The organism is Nocardia halotolerans (assembly GCF_042650145.1).
Classification (GTDB): domain Bacteria; phylum Actinomycetota; class Actinomycetes; order Mycobacteriales; family Mycobacteriaceae; genus Nocardia; species Nocardia halotolerans.
Window position 1 is genome coordinate 13,708 of sequence record NZ_JBHSDL010000016.1, and the last position, 23,454, is coordinate 37,161.

Consider the following 23,454-nt stretch of genomic DNA (forward strand, 5'->3'; position numbering starts at 1 on the left):
TCACCGGGACCGGGTCGGGGATATGCTCATCGGGCAAGTCCGAATCGGGCTGAGCTGTACCGGAATTCGGTCGAAACCGCGCAGGACAGCCAGACCACGAAGCTCCGGTTCGCCGTCGAGTGCGAGATCGGGAAAGCGCTCGAACAGCATGCGTAATCCGATCGCGCCCTCGATGCGAGCCAGCCGTGCGCCGAGGCACGTGTGAATGCCCTGGCCGAAAGCGACATGCTCGCGCGCCCTTTCACGGGTGATGTCGAAGCTGTCCGGGTTGTCGAATCGCGCCGGATCGCGGTTCGCGCCGCCGAGCAGAAGCATGACGATCTCGCCTGCTTGCATGCGGTGACCGGCGAGTTCGATGTCCTCGTGCGCGCGTCGCATGGTCATCTGGGCCGGGCTCTCGATCCGCAGGATCTCCTCCACGGCATTGGGCCACAGTTCAGGATCGGCGCGCAGCATGGCCAGCTGCTCGGGATGGCGGAGCAGTAGCACGATGCCGCTGCCGAGCATGTTCATCGTCGTCTCGAACCCTGCGCCCATGATGATCGACGCGGTGGCGGTCAGTTCGTGCCGAGTCAGGTCGCTCGTCGTGACCACCTGACCGAAGATGCTGGAGTCGGGTTCGGACCGCAGCCGGTCGACGAGCCGGCCGAAGTACTCGCGCGCCTCTCCGAGACCCTCTATACCTCGTCGATAGCCGTTGCGATTGACACCGATGTCGAACAGCGGCGCTCCGCTGTTGCCCCATTCGAGTATTTTGTGGCTGTCGCGCGGGGGCACGCCAAGAATATGAGCGATGATCGCGACCGGCAATCGGGCAGCGAAATCGCCGATCAGTTCGGCGTGCGAGTGTGGCTCGAGCTCGTCGAGGAGTTGTCCGCTGACCTCGATGATGCGATCGGTCAGATCGGCCATAGCGTGCGGAGTGAAGGCCGAGGTGACGGGACGGCGCAGCCGGGTGTGCTCGGGCGGATCCATGACGATCAGGGCGGGCGGATCGGTCGGGTTCGGTAGACCTTCGCCTGTCCTGGCCAGCGCCCAGCGAATCGGCGCCGGTACGCTCATGTTGCTGGGGTTTGTGGCACCGAAACGCTTGTCGCGCATGATTGTACGGCACATCTCATGGTCCACCGTGAGGTGGAGCAGTGGCGTGTGCACCAGGCGGCCACGCTGTCGTATTCGCTCCATGTCCGGGTACGGATCGATGCCGCGGCCGGGGCCGACCAGCAGTGTGGCGAACGGGTCACCGCGGCGCGCCATCCGTCGCAGCGCTACCCCCGCGGCACCGTGCAGAACCAGCCAGCGGAGCCAAATTCGTCCTCGCATCACGATGTTCGAGAAGTCCATCACTTGCCCTTTCCTGTAACGGCCGACCGGTGGGAGACCGCGCCTCGATCATGTGTGTGCCGACGACGGAAAATCGATCGGCAAGTATCTGTCAGGGCCACCGAAAACCTGGATCGAACTCACGAGACTGTTTGTGCAGCAGTCAATTACAGACTCCCGTGGCTTTCCTGTGGCCTGGTTCGGTGCGAAGATGCGCTCGTGACGATTGAGCCGACTCATCCCTTCCATCCCCACCACCCGGTCACGGCTACGGTCGCGACGCCGACGGTGCCAGTGGCGTTTGTCGACGTCGACGAAACCCTCGTTCGCGACATCAGCTTCTTGTCGCTGTTCAGATTCGACGCACAGCGCCGCGGCGACGATCCTGAGCCGCTGCTGGAAGAGTTCTGGGCGCTGCGGGCCGCGGGGGTCGGACGAGCCGAATCCCATCGCTTCTTCTACCGGTTGTGGCGAGGGCGCCGGGTCGAGCAGGTACGTGCAATCGGCCGCGACTGGTTCGCCGAGCGCGCGCGGTCCACTGACTTCATCAATTCCGCGGTGGCCGACAGATTGCGGGAACTGGCCGCGCGGGGAACCCGAATCGTCCTGGTGTCCGGTTCATTCGATGCGGCGTTGCTGCCGATCGCCCGCTACGTCGCCGCCGATGCGACCCTGTGCACCGAGCTGGTCGTCGCCGCGGGCCACTACACGGGGGAGACGCGCGCGACCATGGTTGGCATGGACAAAGCCGCCGCACTGCGCGGGTACGCCGAACGTACCGAGGTCGACCTCGGTACGTGCGCGGCCTTCGGCGATCATCGTTCCGATGTGGCGATGTTCGATCTGGTCGGCCATCCGGTGGTGGTCGGCGACGCCGACCACCACCTGCGGAACTACCCGGCCGAGCGGCTACCGGGCTGAACCCGGCTGCCGTCAGTTCAGTCGGTCAATACATTGCCGAGCACCATCAGCAACGCTCCCGCCCACGCCAAGCGGCGACCGAGCATCCGTCCCAGTAGCGGATTGCGTTTGATCGCGCCCAGCTGGAACTGGACCAGTCGCGCGACGAATACCGGCAGCAGCAGCGCCGCGAAGATCCACGGCAGCGTCCCGAACGCGATCAGGCCGAGTACGACGACGACGTCGGCTACGGCGAGCGCCCCGAGGATGGCGATGTAGGTTCGCTCACTCGTCATCGTCGCGACATTGATCCGGCCTACTCCACGGTCGGTCTCACAGTCGCGCAGGTTGGAATACCACGACACCATCATCAACCAGAACGCGAACAGCGAACCCTCGATGACGACGCGCGCGGAAAGTTCGCCGGTCAGTGCCGCGTAGGGAATCAACACCAGCTCCACGGTGAAGAAGAACAGCAGCAGCTCCTGAAACCCGATGTGACTGAGCTTCAACCCATAGGAGTACTGGACCGAGATACAGGCCCCGACGACGGCGAGGACGATGAGCCACAGCGGATGGTATGGCGCCACGAGCAGACCGATCACCAGCAATGACAAGCCGACGAGCAGGCAGGTCCACGCGAATCGCAGCGCCTCCGGAAGCCGGAGTTCCTCGGTGACCAACGGCTTCCAGTGCGCCCGGCGCATCGCACTGGGATTGTCGCGGTAGTTCGTAGCATCGCTGCCGTCCCGGTATCCGGTGATGTCATCGAAGGCGATGAGCGCGCAGTGCACCAAGAAATATCCGACGATCATGATGCCGAAGGCGACCCACGTCGTGGTATCGCGCACGACCGTGGCCGGCAGCAGTGTCGCCACCAAGGGATAGGACAGGTTGTAGTCGAGAAAATAGAGGTTGGCCAACCGTCCGTACGCACGCACGGACTTGGCTGTCGACATGACGTCAACCACCGGAGTATTCCAATCTTGTCGGTCGGTACCGGACTTCGCCTGGTCGGGTGTGCCGAGATCAGATGATCTGGATCCGTTGCATGTGCCGCGCGGTGGAGCCGGTGAACCGATTGCGCCCGTGCAACAGCGCGTGATTCTCCGCGACGACGATGTCACCCGTGTCCCACGCGTGGTCGTAGCAATAGCGCGGATCGTGCAGTCGCTCGCTTAGGTCGGCCATCACCCGGGTAGCGTCCTCGGAGGAAAGTCCCTCGATGGTCAGGAACAGGGGATTCCGATAGCTCGCGGGATCGAGTGGCTCGGCGTAGCGAAGGACGGTCTCGCCGGTCGCCGGGCTGGTAGCCAGCAGCGGGTGCGACATGGTGCCGCCGTAGTGGGCGAGTCGATCGGTCCGGTAGGTGACGGTGGTTCGGCCCCACAGTTCACGCAGGTCGTCGGGCGCCTCCCGGTATACCTGAGCGGTGTCACAGAACACCGTCTCGCCGCCGGCGCCCGGCTCGCAGCCCTGAACACACTGGAACAGGAAGTATCGGGGCGCCTTCTCCGACCAGGCGCCGTCCCAATGAAACGGCACGTCGCCGGAATCGAACAGATAGTTGTTCGGATTCTCCTGGACGACCAGGTCCATGATCGTACCGAACTCCCACTCCATGAGCTCACCGGCGGCCCTGCAGTAGGCCTCGAGATCGGCCTTGTCCAGGGCGCTGTATCCGCGCAGGACAAGGACTTTGGCGGACAGGGTGGTCGTCAGCAGCGTGTCGACCGGAATATCGGCCAGCGTCAGCCCGGTCCTTTCCGCGGTGATGAGACGCCCGAACGGCGCGAGATCGGTGCCCGTTGGGGTTGCGTGCTGGAGTTGTTCGGTCACGACTGTCCTCCGGAGGTGGTCGATGCGGATTCGGGGTGAGGCTCCCCGAGAACGAAATGACTCGGCCTGCTGTTGCGCCACACCAGCCGACCGCCCAATTCCTCCGCATGGGCGCGCTTGACCAGCATGTGCCGGACGCCATCGTCGAGTACCACGCCGTGCCATGGCGTGAGCCAGCTGTCGGCGGTGCGCAGCAGGTGGAAGCCGATCTTCCTGCTGTGGTGAGCCTGTGGGTGAATGGACAGCCGCACCGCGGCGGGGAAGACCTGCTCGACAAGCCGGCTCCACGCCTGGCTGCGCTGCACTACCTCGTAGGCGGTCTGTTTGGCGCGGTTACGGCGTTGCGTAGCACTGAGTTCCGCCAGCAGCACCGTGTGATCCTCGGTGACGAAGCGGTGGATGCCGTTGAACATCCGGCGGGCCGAGACCTCGCTGCGGACCGCTTCGCGTATCTCATCGATGGAATCGGCGTGCCGATCCAGTAGCTCGCGTCGGCGCTCGTCCCAAGTCAGATCCGGCATGGCGTCGCGCAACCCGTAGAGACCGATCGCACCACCGCCGCTCGAGCGCATGATCCGCGTCAGTTCGGCGCTGTAGTCGTCGATGTGCTCGTCGGGGATGCCGAGCACATCGCTGAACACATGTCCGTCCGAGCAGATGGTGACCACGGCGCCGGGGGCATACACCGCCGAGATCTGTTCACAGAACCCCTGCATGGATTCCAGGGCGAGTCGTTCTCCCAGATCGGGAAGTCTGCCGAGGGTCTTGCGGTGGTTGCGTGATTTGGCGGGAAAGGCGGGGATCACGAAGTGGATCGGTTTGTTCGTTTCGATGAATCGTTGGACTGTGTCCAGATGCGGTGCGAAGCATGATGGACAGGGATCGGTGGCGCACGGATCGGTGGGGTCGGCGGTCCGGCGGCGGCGAAACACAATACGCAGAATCTGTTCGGCAACCGCGTGATCGTTTCGGTTGGGCGCGGACTCGACTGTGACGGTACCGATTCCAGATGTTGCGGTTGTCATAGGCGATCACCTTCGAGAGTCAGTGGCGCGTTGCGGCCGCGCCGAGCGGCCGACACCATCGTTCGGGTAGCTCCTGGGTCCCAACAGCGGCCGGTGTCCGAAGCGCGAATTCGTCCAGATGCCTGGCTGTGTGCGATCGACTGTGGCACGTCTGGTGCGCAGGAAGAGGCGAGATGCGAGGGAGTCTCCGCGGTCGTGCACCGATATTTTTCGGCTGTGCCGAGTGCATTTCCCGAATCGTCGACCAGTACTGCATATTCCATGAGTATCTCACTACGTGATCTCGACGGTGTTGAATGGCGGACCGTTCGATTGCGATCCACTTGTTCTGAACACTATTCGCAGTGGGAGTGGCCGGTCGATAGCAGATAGATGCTATTGGCCGTTATGGCGTCCAGGGATTCACTTGGTATATTTCGCGACTCATAGGGTTTTGGAGAACAATGTCTTCGCACCGTCGTTCGGGGACGCTCTCGGTGCGATGGCCAGCCCCTGGCGCGCGATGGCCCACCTGCCCCGGCGGTCGCCCTTCGCGACGGCCGGTTCGCCCGTGCGCTCACGGAGAGTCGGTTGTCGGCCGGACGCCGCGCCTGTTTCGCGACGTGGTCGAGCCCGGGGCTCGGCACCTTACATGGCAATCGGGCGCAGATAGTGGTTGGATCCTGCCAGGCGCTCATCGTGTCGAAAGTCACATGTATGCAGGTAGGAGCGTTGGCTGGAATCCGTTGGAAGTTGGCAATCTTGCCTATTTCGGGGTTTGGGGAGGTTCGTTAGCGTTGGCGCGTGATCAAGGTGCAGCTAGCGATTCATGTGATCGCTGTGATTATTGCGATCGGGCCGGTGACGGTCGCGGCGAGCATGTTTCCCAGGGTGGCCACCCGCGCCTTTGCGGATTCCGGTGACGATCGTGACCATGCCTCGCTGCGCACGCTGCATCGAATCTGCCGGGTCTATACCGCGGTCGGGGTCGTGGTCCCGGTGTTCGGCATCGCGACCGCGAAAAGCCTCGGGGTGCTGTCGAGCCCGTGGCTGATCGTGTCGATGGTGCTGACCGCGGCTGCGGCCGCGGTGCTTGTTTTCGTGATCCTGCCTCGGCAGAACTTTCTGGTCGCGGAGGCGCGGGTGCCCTCGATCGAGGCCGTGCCGTCGCTGCTGAAGCGGTTGGCGATCTACACGGGAGTGTTCAATCTGTTGTGGGTTGTGGTCACCGTGTTGATGATTGTCAGACCTGGCTCGACAACTGGCGCATGAGGCTGAATTCGCCCGTGCCGCTTTTTGTTTCGAGATATTGATCAGCAGACCGGCGATGGCCGTTGTCTGCTTGAACCGAGATGGGAGTATTGTGGCTTCGCACCTTCAATCGAGGCAGGTTGAACCGCCGGATATCGACTCCGTGCCGGCCGACCCGCGCCGCTGGATCGCATTCGCGACAACACTTGCGGCCGGCTTCGTGGATCTACTCGATGTCACGATTGTCAACGTTGCGGTGCCGACTATTCAACAAGATCTCGGTGCCCAGTACGCCCAGATCGAATGGATCATCGCCGCCTATGTACTCGCCTTCGCCGCGATTCTGATCACCGGTGGGCGGCTCGGCGACCTGTACGGCCGCAAGCGGATCTTCATGGTTGGGATGGTGTTCTTCACGGTGGCCTCGGCCGCGTGTGGGTTGAGTACCGGCCCGACGATGCTGATCGGTTCCCGATTCCTCCAGGGCCTGGCCGCGGGGCTGATGGTGCCGCAGATTCTCGCGATTCTCCGCGAATCGTTTCCCGAACGCGAACGCGCCAAGGCTATCGCCGTGTACAGCGCGGTGTGCGGGTCGGCGACGGCGGTCGGTCTGGCCTTGGGCGCGCTGCTGGTGGAATGGGATCTGTTCGGACTCAGCTGGCGGCCGATCTTCCTGGTCAACATTCCGATCGGCATCATTACGCTGATCACTGCCCAGCTGTGGATGAAGGAGTCCCGCTCAGCATCGGCACCGCGTCTCGACCTGGTCGGAGTCGCGCTGGTCACGGCGGCAATCCTGCTGCTGACCTATCCTCTCACCGAGGGACGCCGCCTCGGCTGGCCCGCGTGGACCTTCGTCATGATCGGGGCGTCGGCGGTGGTGCTGGTGCTCCTGATCGGCTACGAACACAGACGCCGGCGCATCGGTGGGTCGCCGTTGATCGACCTCAGTCTGTTCCAGTCGCGTCCGTTCACCCTCGGTCTCATCAGTTGGCTGTTGTTCTGGATCTGTTTCGGTGGGTTCTTTCTGGTATGGACGCTGCTCATGCAAGTGGGGCTGGGTTGGTCGCCCATGCGTGCGGGGCTCACCTCGCTGTTCTTCGCTGTCGCCACCGGGATCGGTGCCGGTGTGTCGGCCAGTGTGCTGGCACCCCGGTTCGGGCGAGGTGTCCTCGTCGCCGGCGGTCTCGTCGCCGGTGCCGGGTTCGTCGGTTATGGTGCGCTGGTTCAGCATTATGGCCAGGCGACGACCTCGTGGCAGATGATGATTCCGCTGGTTCTCATCGGCATCGGATTCGGTTTCGTGGTCGCGCCGACCATCGATTTGGTGCTCGGGCAGGTATCTGCCAGCGGCGGCGGCGCCGCATCCGGATTGCTCAACACCGGACAGCAGCTCGGCATCGCGCTCGGTGTGGCGCTCGTCGGCATCGTCTTCTTCACCCAACTCGACCACGATTCCGCGCGGGGTGCCGACGAGGGGGCGTCCCGAGTGCGGACCGAACTCGCTGCGACCGGTGTGCCCGCCCCGGCTCAGGCCGATATCGCCGTCGGATTCAGGGAGTGCGTTCGTGATCGATCGGCACAGGTCGATCCCACCGAAGAACCGGAAAGCTGTCAGGGGGCAGCCGCAGCCGATCCCGCCGTGACCCGTGTCCTCACCGAAGCCGGTGAATACGCCAATGCGGTGAACTTCAGCAACACCTTCCGCTACACGCTCTGGTACGGGGCGGGCATCATGCTGCTGCTGTCGTTCGGCTTCCTCGCGTTGCCGAGGAACGCCAGGCTCAACCCCGAAGGGCTCGACACCGAGCGGGTGCCAATGGAGGTGACATAGTCGGTCCCGAATCCGGGTGCCGACGTCCTGGTCTCGGTACGGTCGAAATCACGGGGCAAGACCAGCCGGTTTGAGTATGGTCATCGCGCAATCGGCAGTGGAGCTCTGCGCGAGCGCCCCGGTGATCCGCGATACCAGGGGGCAGGACCGTTGCGAGATGCATGCGAATTTCGAACCGATGAACTCGCTGAGCTGGATCAGCTGTTGGCCGATCCAGCGATGCGATTGCTCACCGTGACCGGGACCGCCGGGGTCGGCAAGAGCCGGGTGGCTCGAGATCTGTTGCAGTGCGGTGCGTTCCACGGCCCGCCGCCGCTGGTGATCGGGCTTGCGGACATCGCCGGCAGATTCGACGCGTGGATCACGGTGCTCGAGTGCCTACAGGGCGTGGACCATCAGCGGGGCGCGGACGGGCGAACGCCGGCATCGCTGCTGCGCGAGATCACGACCGTTATCGGGCTCGACTCGGTCACTTTGCTCCTCGACGATTGTGACCCTGTCGCACACGTTGTCTCGCGCGATGTAGCTTGGCTGCTCGAGCGATGCCCTCGGCTGCGGATCATAACCACGACCCGCGTCCCGCTCGGACTGCGCAGTGAGTATGTGTTCTGTCTGCCGCCGCTGCTCACCGGGCGAGAACAGGACTGCGTTGCCCCGGGGAACACACCGGCGGCGCAGTTCCTGGCCGCGAGTATCGACACGCACTACCGAGGCTCCATAATCCACGCTGATCAGCGGGTGCTTGATGAGATCTGTCGAGCGGTCGGCGGTGTTCCGCTGGCCTTGGAGCTCGCTGCCGCGGCTATCGTCCAGGTCGGCGCACTCGAGACACTCAGACTGATCGAGGCCGGGGACATGTTGTCCTCGGATCGGTTTGTCGACACTCCGCAGCGGCACCGCAGCATGGGTGCCGCGATATCGTGGGGATTGTGCGACGCCGATCCCACGCTGGTCGAGCTGTTGCAGCGGTTGTCACTGTGCGAGTCGACGGTCGACCGCGCCGCGGCGCTGGTGCTCGGGGGCATGGCCGCCGACGCCACCACCCGCGCACTGTCCGAGTTGGTGAACCGCAGCTTGCTGAACGGCTGTTTCGACCATCAAGGCAGCGTCAGCTACGAGGTCGGCGCGACCGTGCGCGCGTGGGGCAGATCTACGCTGGCGACGGACCCGATGCGCGCGAATCGGATTCGGGTCGAGCACACGAACAGGATGGTTCAGCTGGCTGATGCTGTCGGCAGTGAGGTGCGCGGGCGCGGCCAGGGGCAGCCGCTACCGCCTACGGCGATACAGCACGCGGGCGACTTCGTGGCGGTGATCGGTGTACTGATGACCCAGGGCCGTGCCGATCGAGCGTTGGTGATGGCCGCCGACCTCGAGGATGTGTGGATCCAGCTCGGGTACCTGTCCGAGGTGGAGCGGATCCTGTCGGAATTGCTGGTGACCGGGACGGAAGACGTGCCGAATACGTTGCGACGCAACCAGTGCGAGTTGCTGGGCCGGTGGTCATTGAGGACGGGTCGGATCCAACGTGCGGTCGAGCTGTTGACCGAGGCCGCGAGCTGCAGCCGGCGAGTCGGAGACCGGAATGCGGAACTGCGGGTAGTCCTGCCGTTGGGCGAAGCGCTCGGCCGGTCGGGTCGGCGTGGTGACGCGGAGTCGCTGTTGCGGCTCGCAGCGGAGCACGCGGCAGGTGATCCCGCCACCGACAGTGAGGCGATCGATATCGCGTTGTCGCTGCTGGCATTGCCCTTCCCGGCGACCGGCGAAGACACCGAATGGGAGGATCTGCAGCGCCGGATCAAGCAGCTGGAACCTGGCAGCTGTGGTCTGGCCGCACGCAACGCGCTCGCGGAGAGTCAGCTGGGCGTGGCCACGGTCAACCGGGCGTTGCGGCTGTATCGGGACGCGCTCGACTCTCCCTGGGCTCGATGGCATCCGTTGGAGGCGATCGGTGCGGTAGAGGGGTGTGCCGCTGCCTATCTGGTCGCCGGTGACGACTACGTGCGGGTCGCGGCGACCGTGACACTGGCGGCTCGGCAGTTGCGTGACCGCCACGGAGTACCACAGCGCGATGCCGCCGGCCAAGACATCGAGTGGCGGGAAAAGCTCGGTGTGGAGGTCCTGGGGGAGCTCGAGCAGACCGTGTCGAAGATGGATCTGCCCGAGGTGATCGACTATCTGTCCGCAGCGCCGATGCCGCAGGAAGTTGCGGACTCAGGACTGGGCGAGCTGACACCCCGTCAACGCGAGATCGCCGAACTGGTCGCCACCGGCATGACGAACCGGATGATCGCCAGTCACCTCGGGTTGTCCGAGTGGACGATCGTCAACCACCTGCGCCAGGTGATGGCCAAACTTGATTGCCCGTCACGTCTGCACGTGGCGTTGGTGGTCGGCCGGGGATCGAAAACGACGGCAGCGGCCGAGGACGCTGTGGCCGCCGGATCTTCCCTCAGGACAGGGGACTCGATGGTTCCAGCGGATCGGTGACAGGCGGGGTGGGTCGGTGCGTCGTTGCGAGTCAGTGCGCCTCAGTCGAGCGGCTGGTCTGGAAGGCGGCTCGGTAGGCGTTGGGAGTCGTGCCGATGATGCGCTTGAAGCGGTCCCGAAAAGCGGTGGGGGAGTGGAACCCGACCTGTCCCGCGATGCGGTCGACAGGGTGATCGGAGGTCTCCAGCAGATGCTGTGCCTGACGCACGCGGGCTCGTAGGAGCCACTGCAGCGGTGTGGTGCCGGTCTGCTCACGAAAACGCCTGTTGAGCGTGCGGGTACTCATCCCGGAATGCGCGGCGATATCTTCGAGGTCGAGGTCGGTCGCGGCGTTCTCCTGCATCCACTGCAGCACCGGTTCCAGTGTCGAGCCACGCGGTGTGGGCGGGCGGTCATGGACGATGAACTGGGCCTGACCACCTTCGCGCTCGAGTGGCACCACTGCTAGGCGAGCGGCGTCGGCGGCGACCGCCGACCCGTAGTCGCGGCGGATCATGTGCAGACACAGATCCAGCCCGGCGGACGCACCAGCAGAGGTGAGGAATTGGCCGTTGTCGACATACAGCACTTCCGGGTTCACCTCGATCGACGGATAGCGTTCGGCCAGCGCGTCGGTAATACGCCAATGCGTGGTGGCACGATGTCCGTCGAGCAGTCCGGTGGCGGCGAGGATGAACGCGCCCGAACAGATAGAGGCGATACGGGTGCCGTCGGCCGCGGCTCGCCGCAAGGCGGCGAGCACCTCCTCCGGGACAGGCGCACCGGGTTCGGCGCAGCCGGGCAGCACAATGGTGTCCGCCTCTGCCAGCGTGTTCAGTCCCCATTGCGATTGCAGGACGAACGTCCCGGCGTCGACGGTGGGCGTAGCGGCGCAGATGCGGACTCTGTACGCAGCGCGGCCGTCCGGTAGCCGAGTTTGCGCGAAAACCTCGATCGGGGTGGACAGATCGAAGGGAATGACCTTGTCCAAGGCCAGGACCGCCACCGTATGCATGGCAATAGAATAGACGTAGTGGTCGATTATCGCCAGGCGGTCATCGAGTAGAAATCAAGGTATGCGCAGGTAGGGGCTTTGGCTGGAAGCCGTTGAAAGTTGGCAATCTTGCCTATTCCGGCGATCGGGCGGGTTCGTTAGCGTTAGCGCGTGATCAGGGTTGAGTTTGCTATCCACGTGATTGTTGCGATCGAGCCGGTGGCGGCGACTCGTCAGGTCTGGAGGTGGGGCGCTCTCGCTCGCGGAAGGGGCTGCTGATGCCGCTGCAGCGGCCGGCGATCCGCATGGGAGTGTTCCTACGGCATCTTCCGGGACTGCGGGTGCCTGCTTCTGCCATTTCAAGGCGGTAGCGGGATCGGCGCATTCGTCACTGTATAGCCGCTACTTCGGTATTTTCTGAGCCGGTCGCATTCGTGGTGATGAACTACATTGCCGGGCTGGGTATTTCGAATGGGTATCACCGGCTGTTGCACGATGCTGGAACTGGTGGATGCCGTGTTCAGGAATCGTGTGCCGGTGAAATCCGTGACTGTGAGGAGTGTTTCGTGAACTCGACCCTGCTGTTGGAGCGACTCGATGCGAGCAGTCCGTCGGAACGATACGACGTCGTACTCGATGTGGTGTGCGCGATCACCGCGGACATGCTCGACAATGTCGACCTGGTAAACCCGCAGTGTCCTTATCGCGACTACGGATTATCGTCGCGGGGCGCCGTGGAGCTGGTTCACCGACTTTCTGCCACTTCAGGATTCGAACTGGCGGCCGCCCTGCTCTCCGACAATCCCACGCCTGCGGCGGTGGCCACATATCTGCTGTCACGATTCGAACCGCATTTCGCCGGAACCGAAGACGTGGTGGACCGGTCACGGCTGGCGCCGCACCTGTCGGATCAGTCGGAACCGATCGCGATCGTCGGAATGGGCTGCCGCTGTCCCGGCGGCGTCGGCACGCCGGAACAGCTGTGGCACCTGGTTTCCGCCGGCACCGACGTGATGGACGAGTTTCCCGAAGACCGAAGTCGGGATCGGGGTGCGCTATATCGCCTGGATCCCGCACACCCCTGCACTGTGTATGCCGGGTCGGACGGCTCCCTCGACGACATCTCCGGCTTCGACGCGGAGTTCTTCCGCATCGGCTCGCGTGAGACGACGGCGATGGATCCTCGGCAGAGACTACTCCTGGAGGGTGTCTGGAATACCTTCGAGCATGCGGGCCTCGCGATTTCGGCACTGGCCGGGACCCGAACAGGGGTTTTCCTCGGTCGGGGCGATGCCTACTCGGCGCAATCGGATTCGGACGGGTCCGAGGGCGACCGGGGAACGGGGGCCGCAGACAGCGGGGCCGCCGGGCGGGTCGCCCATACCTTCGGGCTGGCGGGGCCGACCGTGAACATCGACACCGCGGGTGCGTCGTCGTTGATGGCAATACATCTGGCCATGCGGTCGTTGCGCGCGGGCGAATCCGCGCTCGCGTTGGCCGGGGGCGTCACGGCGATGGCCATACCTGAGATTTGGCCCGAATTCGGCGAGCACGGCGCACTCTCACCGGGCCGAGGCAGCCGATCCTTCGCCGCTGACTCGAATGGCATTGCATGGTCGGAAGGTGTGGGGCTCGTACTTCTGGAGCGGATGAGTGATGCCGTGCGCAACCGGCGTCGGATTCTGGCGGTAATGCGCGGTCCCGCGCTGAATCAGGACGGCCACAGCAGCGGCATGACCGCACCGCTCGGCGCTGGGCCGACACTCGGCGATCCGACCGAGGCGGGCGCGATCATGGCGACCTACCGCCGAGATCGCTCGGGACGCAGTCCATTGCTGCTCGGACCGCTGAAGTCGAACATCGGAAGCGCCCAGGCAGCCTCCGGCGTGGGCGGACTGATCAAGATGGTGCTCGCGCTACGGCACGGTCGGGTACCGCCCACATTGCATGCCGATCGACCGACGCACACGGTGGACCGGCCGAGCGGTGCGGTCGAATCGGTGAGGGAGCCGGTCAACTGGCGACGGGGGGGTCGGCCCAGGAGGGCTGGTGTGTCGGCTCTCGGAGCCGGTGGCACGAATGCCCATGTCGTCGTGGAGGAGGCTCCCTACGCCTCGGAGCCGGTATCGATCGATGACGGGATCGGACCGGTTGCGTGGGTGCTCAGTGCCCGCACGCCCGCTGCATTGACGGAGCGGGTGCGGCGACTGACCGAGTTCCTCGACGCGCAACCGGATCTCGAGGTGGCGGAGGTGGCGTCGGCGCTTGCGGCGCAGGAGCAGGGCTTGGCGTGTCGCGTAGTGGCCGTGGGGGGTTGCCGGGACGAGCTGATCGCCGAACTACACGCGACGGAGGCGACTGTGCGCCCGGAGCATCCAGAGGTTGGACACAGGGGCAAGGTGGCCTTCGTTTTTCCTGGTACGGGCTCACAATGGCCGGGCATGGCCGCCGAACTGCTCGAGTCGTCACCGATCTTCGCGCGTACCTTCCGAGCCTGCGCGGGCGAACTGTGCGAGCACCTCACGTTCTCACCCGAGGATCTCGAGTCGACCGTTCGTGGTGCTGCGGGTGCGCTTCCTCTCGATCGTGCCGACGTCGTGCAGCCTGCCCTGTTCGCCATGATGGTTTCCCTTGCCGCGGTGTGGCGTTCGTACGGAGTGGAACCCGATGTCGTGGTCGGTCACTCACGCGGGGAGATCGCAGCGGCCCATATCGCGGGCGGGTTGTCGCTTGCCGACGCGGCGGCCGTGGTAGCTGTAGGCTCCACAGCCGGCGCGCGCGAGGCTCGGCCCGGGGCGATGATCACCGTCTTCGAAGTCGTATCTCGGGCGGGGCAGACCACCTTCTGCTCGAGCGTCACTGGCAGTCTCCTGGACAACGTCGACCTCGACGCGCGGCACTGGAATCAGAACCTGCGCCGCACCGTCCGATTCGAATCAGCGATCTCGGGTTTGGTCGAGTCGGGTGTGGAGACCTTTGTGGAGATCAGCCCGCACCCGGTGTTGGTCGCGGCTATTGCCGACGTCGTGAACGCCGCGCCCGTAGATAGTGGGCGTATCGGAATCATCGGTTCGATCAGTAGGAGTGAATCGGGTCCGGCGACTCTGTTGCGTTCAGCCGGAAAGCAATTCATGAGGGGGCTCGAGGTCGACTGGCGATCGGCCTATCCATCGCGGCCGGATCGCGTCGACCTCCCACTTTACCCGTTCGAGCGCACGCGGTACCGGGGTCGGCCCGGTGCAACCAGCGAGCTCAACGAATTCGGGGTGAGCTCGGTGTCTCATCCGCTGCTGACCGGGATGCTGCGCCCCGGTGGTGAGCCTGGTCGTCTGTGGGTGGGGCAGTGGTCGTTGGACGAACAACCGTGGTTGGCCGACCATCTGGTAGATGGTGTCGTCATCGTCCCCGGTACGGCATTCGTCGAAGTCGTCGCTTATGCCGCGGCTCAGCTGGGACACAGCGGCATCGAAGAGTTGCACCTGGAGGCGCCGCTGCGCATACCGGACCGGGGGGGTGTCCGGATTCAGGTATGGATCGGTGCGGTCGACGAATCGGGGCGACGCTCGGTGACGGTACACAGTCGGCCGGTGAACGCTTCGCGTGCGAGTGAGGAGAGCGATAGGTGGGTTCGCTATGCGATGGGCGCCCTCGCGCGCACCGCTGCACCGGAAGTCGCGATGCTCGTACAGTGGCCCCCGACCGGGGCCGTGCCGCTGGATACGAGCATGCTGTACCTCAATCTCGCCGAGCGTGGCCTCGAATATGGGCCCGCATTCCAGAACGTGCGCGCGGCGTGGTCTGCGGAAGCCGGGGTCGTGCAGGGGGCGCGGTACGCCGAGGTGGCTCTGGCAGCCGAGAAGTCTGCAGCGGGTGCATTCCACGTGGCGCATCCCGTATTGCTCGATGCCGCGTTGCACATTTCGCATGGGTACTACTTGGCGGACTCGGGTGTGGCGGAAGCTTGGATTCCCTGCTGCTGGCGTGACGTCTACTGCCACTCCAGCCGTGGAGCGCGGTCGTCCCTACGCGTCCGACTACACCGAACGGGGGAGCGCCGGATCGCGATGAGCGTGGTCGATGAGCACGGCGGGCAGGTTCTGTCGGCCGGTGTGGTGGCACCGCGCCCGGTCGCGGTGGCGTCGCTACCGGTGACGCAAAGATGACAGCTTCCACGAGGGACCCGGTTCGTCCCCATGATCATCGCCGAGTGGACGGCTCACAACCTCACAAGATTGTAGACAGCCAGGAGATGACATGACATCCGTCGACTTCACCCTCGTATCTCTCACTCACGAGGCGCTGCGCCGAGATCTGCTGCGTATGTCGGCCGCGATCCGGGCCGCCGCCATCCAGGACGTCGCAGTTCGTAATCGATGGCAGACGTTCTGTCGGCAGCTGCGTGGGTATCTGTCGGCCGCCGAGGTCGCATTCTGGCCCCCACTGCGCACCGTTCTCACCGACAACGCCGATCTCGAGATCGTCGACGCGATGGCGGCCGCGCAGGCGAACATAGATCCTTTGGTCGACTCGATCGACGCGGCCCTGGCTTTCAACGACGGTGCCGTCGCGAAGGCCCAGCTTGCCACCCTGACGACGCTACTCACCGAACACTTGGACCAAGTGGACCGCGATATCCTCCCGCTCGTAGCCCGCTACCTGGGTCCGGACGGCTTCGCCCAGTACGGCAGACAGTGCCACAGGAACCCTGATCGCCGGGCGGTCATGGAGTTCTTCCCGTGGGTCTTGGACGGCGCGGCACCTGAACAGCAGCGGGAGGCGCTGGCCAAGATGCCACGTGCGGCGCGCCTGGCCTATCAGACCGTCGCGAAAACGATGTACACGCGGACACCACGCTGGAGCGGAACACACTCATGATTGCCCGGAAAGTTCCAGCGTTGCCTGATGCGATGTCCGCAACCGGTCAATGAATTGAGGTGAGAACCGGTCCTTGGCAGGATGTTCGTGCAGGGTCGAATGCCCGCGGAAGGCCCTCGATGCAGGGGCTCACCGCGTGTCGGATACCTCTGCCGGAGCGCTGAATTGAGTGTGCGCCGCATGACGAACAGGGGAGAGCATGATCGCCGATATGGGAGTTCTGGACCCGCTGCGACACAGCACAATACTTCCCGAGCTGTGCGACGCGCTGTTCGATTCTCTACCGCGGAACGATCAGCGAGAAATTGGTGCCGCATATCTTCGGGGACTGCTCGAAACGCCCGGTAGAAAGTCCATACGGAGAATGGCGAAAAACTCTGGAGGGCGCGTCAACGATCAGAGCCTGCATCACTTCATCGGCGGTTCGAGTTGGCGATGGGAGCCCGTCCGGCGCGCTTTGGCCGGATATCTGACGCATCGCGTCACGCCGGAGGCGCTGGTCGTACGGCCGATGCGGATCGTAAAGGCGGGGTTGCACTCGGTGGGCGTCGAAAGGCGGTTCGACCATGTGTCGGGCCGGGCAGTCAACGCCCAGCACGCGGTCGGAGTGTGGTTCGCGGCAAGCGGATTGACCTGTCCGCTGTCCTGGGATCTGCATCTGCCGCCGGCCTGGCTCGAAGATCGTGACAAGCGAGGTCGGGCGTCGATACCGTCGGGTACGGCGGAGGTGGAACCGGTCGAACGGGTTGTGGACATGGTGGCCGAAATGCTCAGAAGTTGGCCGCTGCCAAATCTTCCCACTGTATTGGACGCGCATGAAATGGAGGTCGCGACCCTGCTGGACGGAATGTCTGGTCTAGGGGTGCCCTTCCTGGCTCGGATCGACGGGGGGGTCGCGCTCGAGGTCGTGGATCCGGCGCTGACCGGTCATAGCCGAGCGATCATGACCGCGCAGGAGATCATGCGGGTGGGGCGGCGAATTCGGCACCAACTGGCTCCCGTCCATCGGACCGCGGCGGATCGTCGCGTCGTGGTCGTGCGGGTGTCGTTGCCTTCCAGGGGGCGGGACAGGCCCCTGGCTGTAGTCGGAATCGATACCGAGGGGCAGCGCGACCTCGGTCGGCTCTGGCTCACCGATATGGTCGACGTGGCTCCCGCCGAACTGCTGCGACTACGCGGTTTGGCGCAGCGAGTCGATCAGGATCTGATCGACATCGCGCAGCCGGTGGGAATCTCGGACTACGCAGGGCGCTCGTTCAGCGGATGGCACCGTCACATCACCCTCGCGTCGGCCGCTCATGCCGTCGTCGCCATGAAAGCCGCGGCAGCTGGTGCGTCGTCTCGCGACGGACGGCTGGATTGCGCTTCCGAGCCGATGAAATCGGTTCTCGAAACAGAGCGGCAACGAAACGTGTGGCAAATATGTGGAGACGTAGGTAACTAATTTGTCTGATAATACTGCTGCAGCCGATCTCGACTTTTCTGAGGTGTTCACACCGGAGTTCTTTCAGAATCCATATCCATGCTACGCATGGCTGCGCGACAACGCTCCGGTCTACCCGGCTACGATTCCGTTCACGAATGTCAGAGTTTGGTTGGTGAGTAGGTATGCCGATGTTCGGGATGGCTTCGCCGACCCGCGGCTGAGCAGCGATTACCACACCGCTCTTCCTGAGTTTCATGCGGCCGGCCTCGCGTTCGGGGCCGGAACCGTCGGAGAGCGCACCATGCTGAACCTGGATCCACCGGACCATACTCGGCTCCGCGGACTCGTTTCGGGGACGTTCACCGCGGCGCGGATCGCACAGTGGGATGCCGCCATTCGCGCAACGGTCGATGAACTGCTCGACGCACTGCCGGCCGGCGAACCCGTCGATGTGATGGAGCGGATCGCTACGCCGCTGTCGATCCGGACGATCTGCATGGTTCTCGGCGCGGAACCGGGTGACGAGGCCGAGCTGCGCCGGTGGGCCGACCTCGTCTTCACTGCCGATCCCGCGGAACTGGCACAGGTACCCAAGGCCATCGCCGACCTGCTGGATTATGCGGACGAGTTGGTGACTCGTAAACGGAAGCTGCCGGGCAAAGACCTGCTGTCCGCGTTGATCACTGCCCGTGATCATGGGGGCGAACTGAGCCCAGATGAGCTCGTTGCCACCGCTATGGGGCTGATGGTGGCTGGGTATGAGAGCACTATCAGGCTGATCGGCGACATGCTGCTCGCGCTGCTCGACCACCCGGACCAACTGGCCGCGGTACGTGATGGCAGGTGCACCGTGGCAGACGCGGTCGAGGAAACGCTTCGCTACGACGGACCGCAGATCAGTTCACTGTGGCGTTTCACGACAGAGGACATGGAGATCGCCGGCACCACGATTCCGGCACGCGAGCCGGTGCTGCTGCTGGTCGGTTCGGCACATCGAGACGAGTCGCGGTATCCGAACCCGGACTCGTTCGATATCAGCCGAGAGGACAAGCGGCACTTGGCGTTCGGGCACGGCATTCACCGTTGTCTCGGAGCGGCACTTGCCCGGCTGGAGAGCAGGATATTGCTCGAATCGTTGCTGGCCCGCTTTTCCGGTCTGGCGCTGGCCGTGCCGCGCGGCGAGATCCGATACAAGCCCTCGCTCGTGGTCCGCGGACCGGGCGAACTACCACTCGTGTTCCGGCACTGAGCGAAAGCTGCATTGACGCCCGACCGGCCTGCCCAGTCGCGTTCAGAATCACTTCACCAGGAGGCTTCATGATCATCGCCATTGGTCTGTATCAAGGGTTCACCGCTCTGGACGCGATTGGTCCGTATCAGGTGTTCACGACTGTGCCGGGTGCCGAGGTCGTGTTGTGTGCCGCCGAAACAGGCATGCTCGATGATGACCACAACCTGCTTCACCTGCGGATCGATGCCACCTTCGAGGAGATGCCTCGTCCCGACATTCTCCTGATTCCGGGCGGGCCGGCCTCACTCTCGCTCGCGAGGGATCGTGCCCCGATTGTTGACTGGGTCCGCAACGCTCACCCGCACACCACCTGGACCACCTCGGTATGTACCGGATCGCTCATCCTGGGAGCCGCGGGGCTGCTTGGGAACCGGGCTGCCGCCACGCACTGGTTCTTTCGCGACGAACTCGCCAAGTATGGTGCGCAACCGACTGAACAGCGTGTCGTCATGGATGATCGAATCGCCACCAGCGCAGGATCCGCGGCGGGCATCGATCTCGCGCTGACGCTCGCTGCCGAATTCGCGTCCCCCGAACTCGCGCAAGGCATCCAGCTTGCGCTGGAATATGACCCCCGGCCTCCATTCGACTCGGGCACACCGAACAAGGCAGCCGAACCGATCGTCAAAATCGTGTCGTCCATGCTTGACAACTTCGCAAACGAGTACGGTCGCGCGACTGCCGCATGCAAGGATCTACCAGGCAAGGCGGGGGCGTGATCCGGCCTCTGGTCCGTGGTCGAAACCGTGAACATTCCCCCTGCTGAACAAAGAACTAGGGCCGCCTCCGCGGATCGCAGTGAAATCTCTGGCTTCGGGCACGCACACGCCAAGGTGATCTTGATGGGCGAACACACTGTCGTCCACGGCGCTCCCGCGATCGCGATCCCCTTGCCCACTTTGCTGGCGCGAGCATTCGCCCGCCCTTACCGTTCGGATATCGACTCCCGAAGTCTTTCCGATGGACACTTCAGGTTCGTCGCGGGATCGGCCGACCATCAGGGTTCTGGGCCCCAGATCGCGGTCGAAGCAGCGATGCGGCAATGGGGCATCACCGAATCGGCTGTCGAAGTCATTGTGGAATGCGATATTCCGGTGGCCCGCGGGCTCGGCTCCAGTGCCGCGTGTGCCGGAGCCGCGGTGCGTGCCGTCGCCGATTTCTACGGCAAGGTACTGGATCCGGGCAAATTATACGACTTTGTGCAATGCGGCGAGCAGGTGTCCCATGGGCGAGCGAGTGGCATCGATGCCAGTGCAGTACTTGCGTCCGCGCCGATCTGGTTTCATCAGGGCGTCGCGCGGCCGGTATATTTCGGAGTAGATGCCGCCCTGGTGATTGCGGACACGGGGGTGCCGGGCCGCACTGATCACGCGGTTGCCGGCGTGCGCCGCGCCCTCGACCGTGACCCCGTGCTCGCCGAACGCCTGATCGGCCGAGCGTCCGGCCTGGTCCACGCCGCTGCCATCGATCTCGCTGCCGGACGTGCTGAACCGTTGGGCCTGGCGATGCTCGACTTCCAAGAACTGCTCTTCGAACTCGGCGTCAGCAGCCCGGAGATCGAGAATCTCGTGGTCGCTGCGCTCTGTGCGGGCGCGGACGGCGCCAAGCTCACGGGTGCCGGCATGGGCGGTTGTGTACTCGCCCTTGCTTCGATCGACTCCGCACCTGCGGTGAGCGCGGCACTGCGCTGCGCTGGTGCCGTGCAGACCTGGACAGTCCATCCCCACCACATCTGCTGACGTACCCAACTGAAGGGAACCACCGATGATCGCCGACCGCAAAGACGACCACGTCCGCCACGCCGTGAACCACCAACGCCAGGCCATCGGCATCAGCGACTTCGACTCCGTCACCTTCGTCCATCACGCGCTCGCCGGCATCGACGCCGACGAGGTGTCCCTCGCCGTCGACGTCGCCGGAAAGCGGTGGGGTACACCGCTCTATGTCAATGCGATGACCGGAGGCAGCACCAAGACGGGCGAGATCAACCGTCAACTCGCTGTCGCCGCCCGTGAGACGGGCGTCCCCATCGCCTCCGGGTCGATGAGTGCCTATTTCCGCGATCCCACGGTCGCGGACACCTATCGGGTGCTGCGGCAGGAGAATCCGCACGGTTTCGTGATGGCCAATGTGAACGCCAATGCCACCGTCGACCAGGCTCGCAGCGCCATCGACCTCCTCGAAGCCGACGCGCTGCAGATCCACCTCAACGCGGTGCAGGAAGTGGTCATGCCCGAGGGTGATCGTTCGTTCGGGGCGTGGGCGCGCCAGATCGAACGCATCGTCTCCGGCACCGCCGTCCCAGTCTTCGTCAAAGAAGTCGGTTTCGGCCTGAGTAGGCAAACCGTCACCTGGTTGCGCGACGCGGGCGTGTCCGTGGCTGATGTAGGTGGTCGTGGTGGCACCAATTTCGCGCGCATCGAGAACGATCGACGAGTAGGCGGTGACTTCGCGTTCATCGAGAGCTGGGGCCAGTCCACCCCGAAAAGCCTGCTCGACTGCGCCGATATCGGTGGGATCGACATCGCGGCCTCCGGTGGCATCCGCTCACCCCTGGACATCGCGCGCGCACTTGCGCTGGGCGCCAACGCGACCGGTGTCGCGGGGGCCTTCCTGGAAACGCTGATGAGCCACGACACCGCCGCTCTGGTCGACAAGATCAGGACCTGGCACGACCAGTTACACACCATCCTCACTGTGCTCGGCGCGCGCACCCCCGCCGACCTCGCCGGGGCCGACCTACTCATCACCGGTGACGTCGAGACCTTCTGCCGGCTGCGCGGCATCGACGTCGCAGCACTCGCCCACCGGAGCCACTGGTGGCGCGAATCCGAAGACCGAGAAGGAGTCACCCATGAGTGACATGCCGCGCGTGCTACGGCTCGATCTCGGGCAACGACTGCACCGACAAGAAGGCCACCAGGAGCAACGGGACACAACGATGACCACAACCCCGGTCGGTATCCACGACCTTTCGTTCGCCACCACCCATTACGCCCTCGATCACGCGGTGCTCGCCGAGCGCCTCAGTGTCGACCGTGACAAGTTCTACCTCGGCATCGGCCAGGAGAAGATGAGCGTCGCCGCCGCCGACGAGGACATCGTCACCATCGCCGCGGCCGCCGCGGCACCGATCCTCGAGCGCCACGGCACCGACAACATCCGCACTGTGCTGCTGGCCACCGAAACCGGTGTAGACCAGTCCAAAGCCGCTGCGCTGTACTTGCATTCGCTGATCGGGCTGCCCAATGCCGCGCGGGTGGTCGAGTTGAAGCAGGCGTGCTACGGCGGCACTGCCGGGCTCCAGTTCGCCGCGGGCTTGATCGCCCGCGATCCGGCCCAGCGTGTACTGGTCATCGCCGCCGACATCGCCAAGTACGAACTCGACAGCCCCGGTGAACCGACCCAGGGCGCGGCGGCGGTCGCGATGCTGATCAGCGCCGACCCGGCGATCCTGCGCCTGGACACGCCATCGGGGCTCTACAGCGCCGACATCATGGACTTCTGGCGTCCGAACTACCGCACCGCGGCCATCGTGGACGGCAAGACCTCGGTCAACGCCTACCAGAAGGCCGCCCAGGAGGCGTGGAGCGACTACCGCCGCCAGGGTGGGCGCGAGCTGAGTGAGTTCGCGGCGTTCTGTTACCACCAGCCCTTCACCAAGATGGCGTACAAGGCGCATCGGCATCTGCTCGAAAGTCAGGGCCACAGTGTTGATGCGGCCCGGATCGCGGCCGCGATCGATGACACCACGATCTACAACCGGACTGTCGGCAACAGTTACACCGCTTCGCTGTATCTGGGCCTGGCCTCGCTGCTCGACCACGCGGGCGATCTCACCGGCGAGGCGCTGGCGATGATCAGCTACGGCTCGGGCAGTGTGGCCGAGTTCTTCGGTGCCACTGTGCAGCCGGGCTATCGTGAGCATTTGCGTACCGAGGCCAATCGCGCTGCGATCGAGTCGCGTGAGTTGCTCGATTACGACCGGTACCGGGAACTGCACGAGGCCGTGTCCCCGACCGACGGCGCGTACCACGCGATGCCGGAGCAGACGCGCCGCCCGCTCCGGCTGGCCGCCGTTTCCGGCCACAAACGCATCTACGAATTCCGTTGAGGTCACCCGAATGAACAATGTCCCGGTCGTGACGGCCGAACGCAAGCAGCGGGTGCTGTCGGGCATCCAGCCCACCAGCGACTCCTTCCACCTCGGCAACTACCTGGGTGCGCTGCAGTACTGGGTACGGATGC

At 64.5% G+C, this 23,454-nt stretch carries 18 protein-coding genes and 1 pseudogene; 13 read left to right on the forward strand and 6 right to left on the reverse strand.

Features of this window, described 5'->3' with window-relative positions; all coding sequences use genetic code 11:
* Positions 1–975, reverse strand: coding sequence for a cytochrome P450 (locus ACFO5K_RS18240; protein ID WP_378564065.1), 975 nt, complete (start codon positions 973–975; stop codon positions 1–3).
* Positions 976–1,119: 144 nt separating this feature from the next.
* On the opposite strand from ACFO5K_RS18240, the gene ACFO5K_RS18245 reads away from it, so the two are divergent.
* Positions 1,120–2,244, forward strand: coding sequence for an HAD family hydrolase (locus ACFO5K_RS18245; protein ID WP_378564068.1), 1,125 nt, complete (start codon positions 1,120–1,122; stop codon positions 2,242–2,244).
* Positions 2,245–2,261: 17 nt separating this feature from the next.
* Here the strand turns inward: ACFO5K_RS18245 and ACFO5K_RS18250 are convergent, their stop codons facing one another.
* The 3 genes from ACFO5K_RS18250 to ACFO5K_RS18260 all read right to left on the reverse strand — a co-directional run bounded on the left by ACFO5K_RS18250 (position 2,262) and on the right by ACFO5K_RS18260 (position 5,087).
* Positions 2,262–3,182 (reverse strand): UbiA family prenyltransferase, encoded by a 921-nt coding sequence (locus ACFO5K_RS18250; protein WP_378564071.1) that lies wholly within the window; start codon positions 3,180–3,182, stop codon positions 2,262–2,264.
* A gap of 70 nt (positions 3,183–3,252) precedes the next feature.
* On the reverse strand, positions 3,253–4,062 hold the full coding sequence (locus ACFO5K_RS18255; protein WP_378564074.1) for a TauD/TfdA dioxygenase family protein: 810 nt from the start codon (positions 4,060–4,062) through the stop codon (positions 3,253–3,255).
* Positions 4,059–5,087, reverse strand: a complete 1,029-nt coding sequence (locus ACFO5K_RS18260; protein WP_378564077.1) for an L-tyrosine/L-tryptophan isonitrile synthase family protein — start codon at positions 5,085–5,087, stop codon at positions 4,059–4,061. Before ACFO5K_RS18260 ends, ACFO5K_RS18255 begins: the two co-directional genes overlap by 4 nt.
* A gap of 783 nt (positions 5,088–5,870) precedes the next feature.
* Here ACFO5K_RS18260 and ACFO5K_RS18265 point away from each other — a divergent pair.
* Positions 5,871–6,338, forward strand: coding sequence for a hypothetical protein (locus tag ACFO5K_RS18265; protein WP_378564080.1), 468 nt, complete (start codon positions 5,871–5,873; stop codon positions 6,336–6,338).
* A gap of 55 nt (positions 6,339–6,393) precedes the next feature.
* Positions 6,394–8,151, forward strand: a complete 1,758-nt coding sequence (locus tag ACFO5K_RS18270; RefSeq protein ID WP_378564083.1) for an MFS transporter — start codon at positions 6,394–6,396, stop codon at positions 8,149–8,151.
* Positions 8,152–8,199: 48 nt separating this feature from the next.
* Here the strand turns inward: ACFO5K_RS18270 and ACFO5K_RS18275 are convergent, their stop codons facing one another.
* A complete protein-coding gene (locus ACFO5K_RS18275) occupies positions 8,200–8,454 on the reverse strand; it encodes a hypothetical protein (RefSeq protein WP_378564086.1) in 255 nt (84 codons plus the stop codon).
* Positions 8,455–9,054: 600 nt separating this feature from the next.
* On the opposite strand from ACFO5K_RS18275, the gene ACFO5K_RS18280 reads away from it, so the two are divergent.
* A complete protein-coding gene (locus ACFO5K_RS18280; protein ID WP_378564089.1) occupies positions 9,055–10,641 on the forward strand; it encodes a LuxR C-terminal-related transcriptional regulator in 1,587 nt (528 codons plus the stop codon).
* Between the two features lie 31 nt (positions 10,642–10,672).
* Here ACFO5K_RS18280 and ACFO5K_RS18285 read toward each other — a convergent pair whose 3' ends face one another.
* A complete protein-coding gene (locus tag ACFO5K_RS18285) occupies positions 10,673–11,635 on the reverse strand; it encodes a GlxA family transcriptional regulator (RefSeq protein ID WP_378564092.1) in 963 nt (320 codons plus the stop codon).
* 545 nt (positions 11,636–12,180) lie between these two features.
* Between ACFO5K_RS18285 and ACFO5K_RS18290 the strand changes: the two genes are divergently transcribed.
* The 9 genes and pseudogenes from ACFO5K_RS18290 to ACFO5K_RS18330 all read left to right on the forward strand — a co-directional run.
* A complete protein-coding gene (locus tag ACFO5K_RS18290; RefSeq protein WP_378564095.1) occupies positions 12,181–15,777 on the forward strand; it encodes a type I polyketide synthase in 3,597 nt (1,198 codons plus the stop codon).
* 91 nt (positions 15,778–15,868) lie between these two features.
* Positions 15,869–16,489, forward strand: coding sequence for a hemerythrin domain-containing protein (locus ACFO5K_RS18295; protein ID WP_378564097.1), 621 nt, complete (start codon positions 15,869–15,871; stop codon positions 16,487–16,489).
* Positions 16,490–16,688: 199 nt separating this feature from the next.
* Positions 16,689–17,933: an IS701 family transposase gene (locus ACFO5K_RS18300; protein ID WP_378564099.1), complete on the forward strand. Its 1,245-nt coding sequence runs from the start codon at positions 16,689–16,691 to the stop codon at positions 17,931–17,933.
* A 1-nt stretch (position 17,934) separates the two neighbouring features.
* Positions 17,935–19,164 (forward strand): cytochrome P450 family protein, encoded by a 1,230-nt coding sequence (locus ACFO5K_RS18305; protein WP_378564101.1) that lies wholly within the window; start codon positions 17,935–17,937, stop codon positions 19,162–19,164.
* A 68-nt stretch (positions 19,165–19,232) separates the two neighbouring features.
* On the forward strand, positions 19,233–19,925 hold the full coding sequence (locus ACFO5K_RS18310; protein WP_378564104.1) for a DJ-1/PfpI family protein: 693 nt from the start codon (positions 19,233–19,235) through the stop codon (positions 19,923–19,925).
* Between the two features lie 15 nt (positions 19,926–19,940).
* Entirely contained in the window at positions 19,941–20,945 is a 1,005-nt protein-coding gene (mvk, locus tag ACFO5K_RS18315) for a mevalonate kinase (protein ID WP_378564107.1), read from the forward strand.
* A gap of 25 nt (positions 20,946–20,970) precedes the next feature.
* Positions 20,971–22,068 (forward strand): type 2 isopentenyl-diphosphate Delta-isomerase, encoded by a 1,098-nt coding sequence (gene fni, locus ACFO5K_RS18320; protein ID WP_378564110.1) that lies wholly within the window; start codon positions 20,971–20,973, stop codon positions 22,066–22,068.
* Between the two features lie 79 nt (positions 22,069–22,147).
* Positions 22,148–23,320, forward strand: a complete 1,173-nt coding sequence (locus tag ACFO5K_RS18325) for a hydroxymethylglutaryl-CoA synthase (RefSeq protein WP_378564113.1) — start codon at positions 22,148–22,150, stop codon at positions 23,318–23,320.
* Between the two features lie 10 nt (positions 23,321–23,330).
* Positions 23,331–23,454, forward strand: a pseudogene (locus tag ACFO5K_RS18330) (tryptophan--tRNA ligase); the annotation flags it as partial.

Coding starts and splice junctions, on each gene's coding strand:
- fni (WP_378564110.1), top strand. CDS start 20,971: ATGATCGCCGACCGCAAAGACGACCACGTCCGCCACGCCGTGAACCAC.
- ACFO5K_RS18260 (WP_378564077.1), bottom strand. CDS start 5,087: ATGACAACCGCAACATCTGGAATCGGTACCGTCACAGTCGAGTCCGCG.
- ACFO5K_RS18285 (WP_378564092.1), bottom strand. CDS start 11,635: ATGCATACGGTGGCGGTCCTGGCCTTGGACAAGGTCATTCCCTTCGAT.
- ACFO5K_RS18310 (WP_378564104.1), top strand. CDS start 19,233: ATGATCATCGCCATTGGTCTGTATCAAGGGTTCACCGCTCTGGACGCG.
- ACFO5K_RS18280 (WP_378564089.1), top strand. CDS start 9,055: ATGGGTGCCGCGATATCGTGGGGATTGTGCGACGCCGATCCCACGCTG.
- ACFO5K_RS18300 (WP_378564099.1), top strand. CDS start 16,689: ATGATCGCCGATATGGGAGTTCTGGACCCGCTGCGACACAGCACAATA.
- ACFO5K_RS18270 (WP_378564083.1), top strand. CDS start 6,394: ATGGCCGTTGTCTGCTTGAACCGAGATGGGAGTATTGTGGCTTCGCAC.
- ACFO5K_RS18240 (WP_378564065.1), bottom strand. CDS start 975: ATGGATCCGCCCGAGCACACCCGGCTGCGCCGTCCCGTCACCTCGGCC.
- ACFO5K_RS18250 (WP_378564071.1), bottom strand. CDS start 3,182: ATGTCGACAGCCAAGTCCGTGCGTGCGTACGGACGGTTGGCCAACCTC.
- ACFO5K_RS18295 (WP_378564097.1), top strand. CDS start 15,869: ATGACATCCGTCGACTTCACCCTCGTATCTCTCACTCACGAGGCGCTG.
- ACFO5K_RS18245 (WP_378564068.1), top strand. CDS start 1,120: ATGGTCCACCGTGAGGTGGAGCAGTGGCGTGTGCACCAGGCGGCCACG.
- ACFO5K_RS18325 (WP_378564113.1), top strand. CDS start 22,148: ATGACCACAACCCCGGTCGGTATCCACGACCTTTCGTTCGCCACCACC.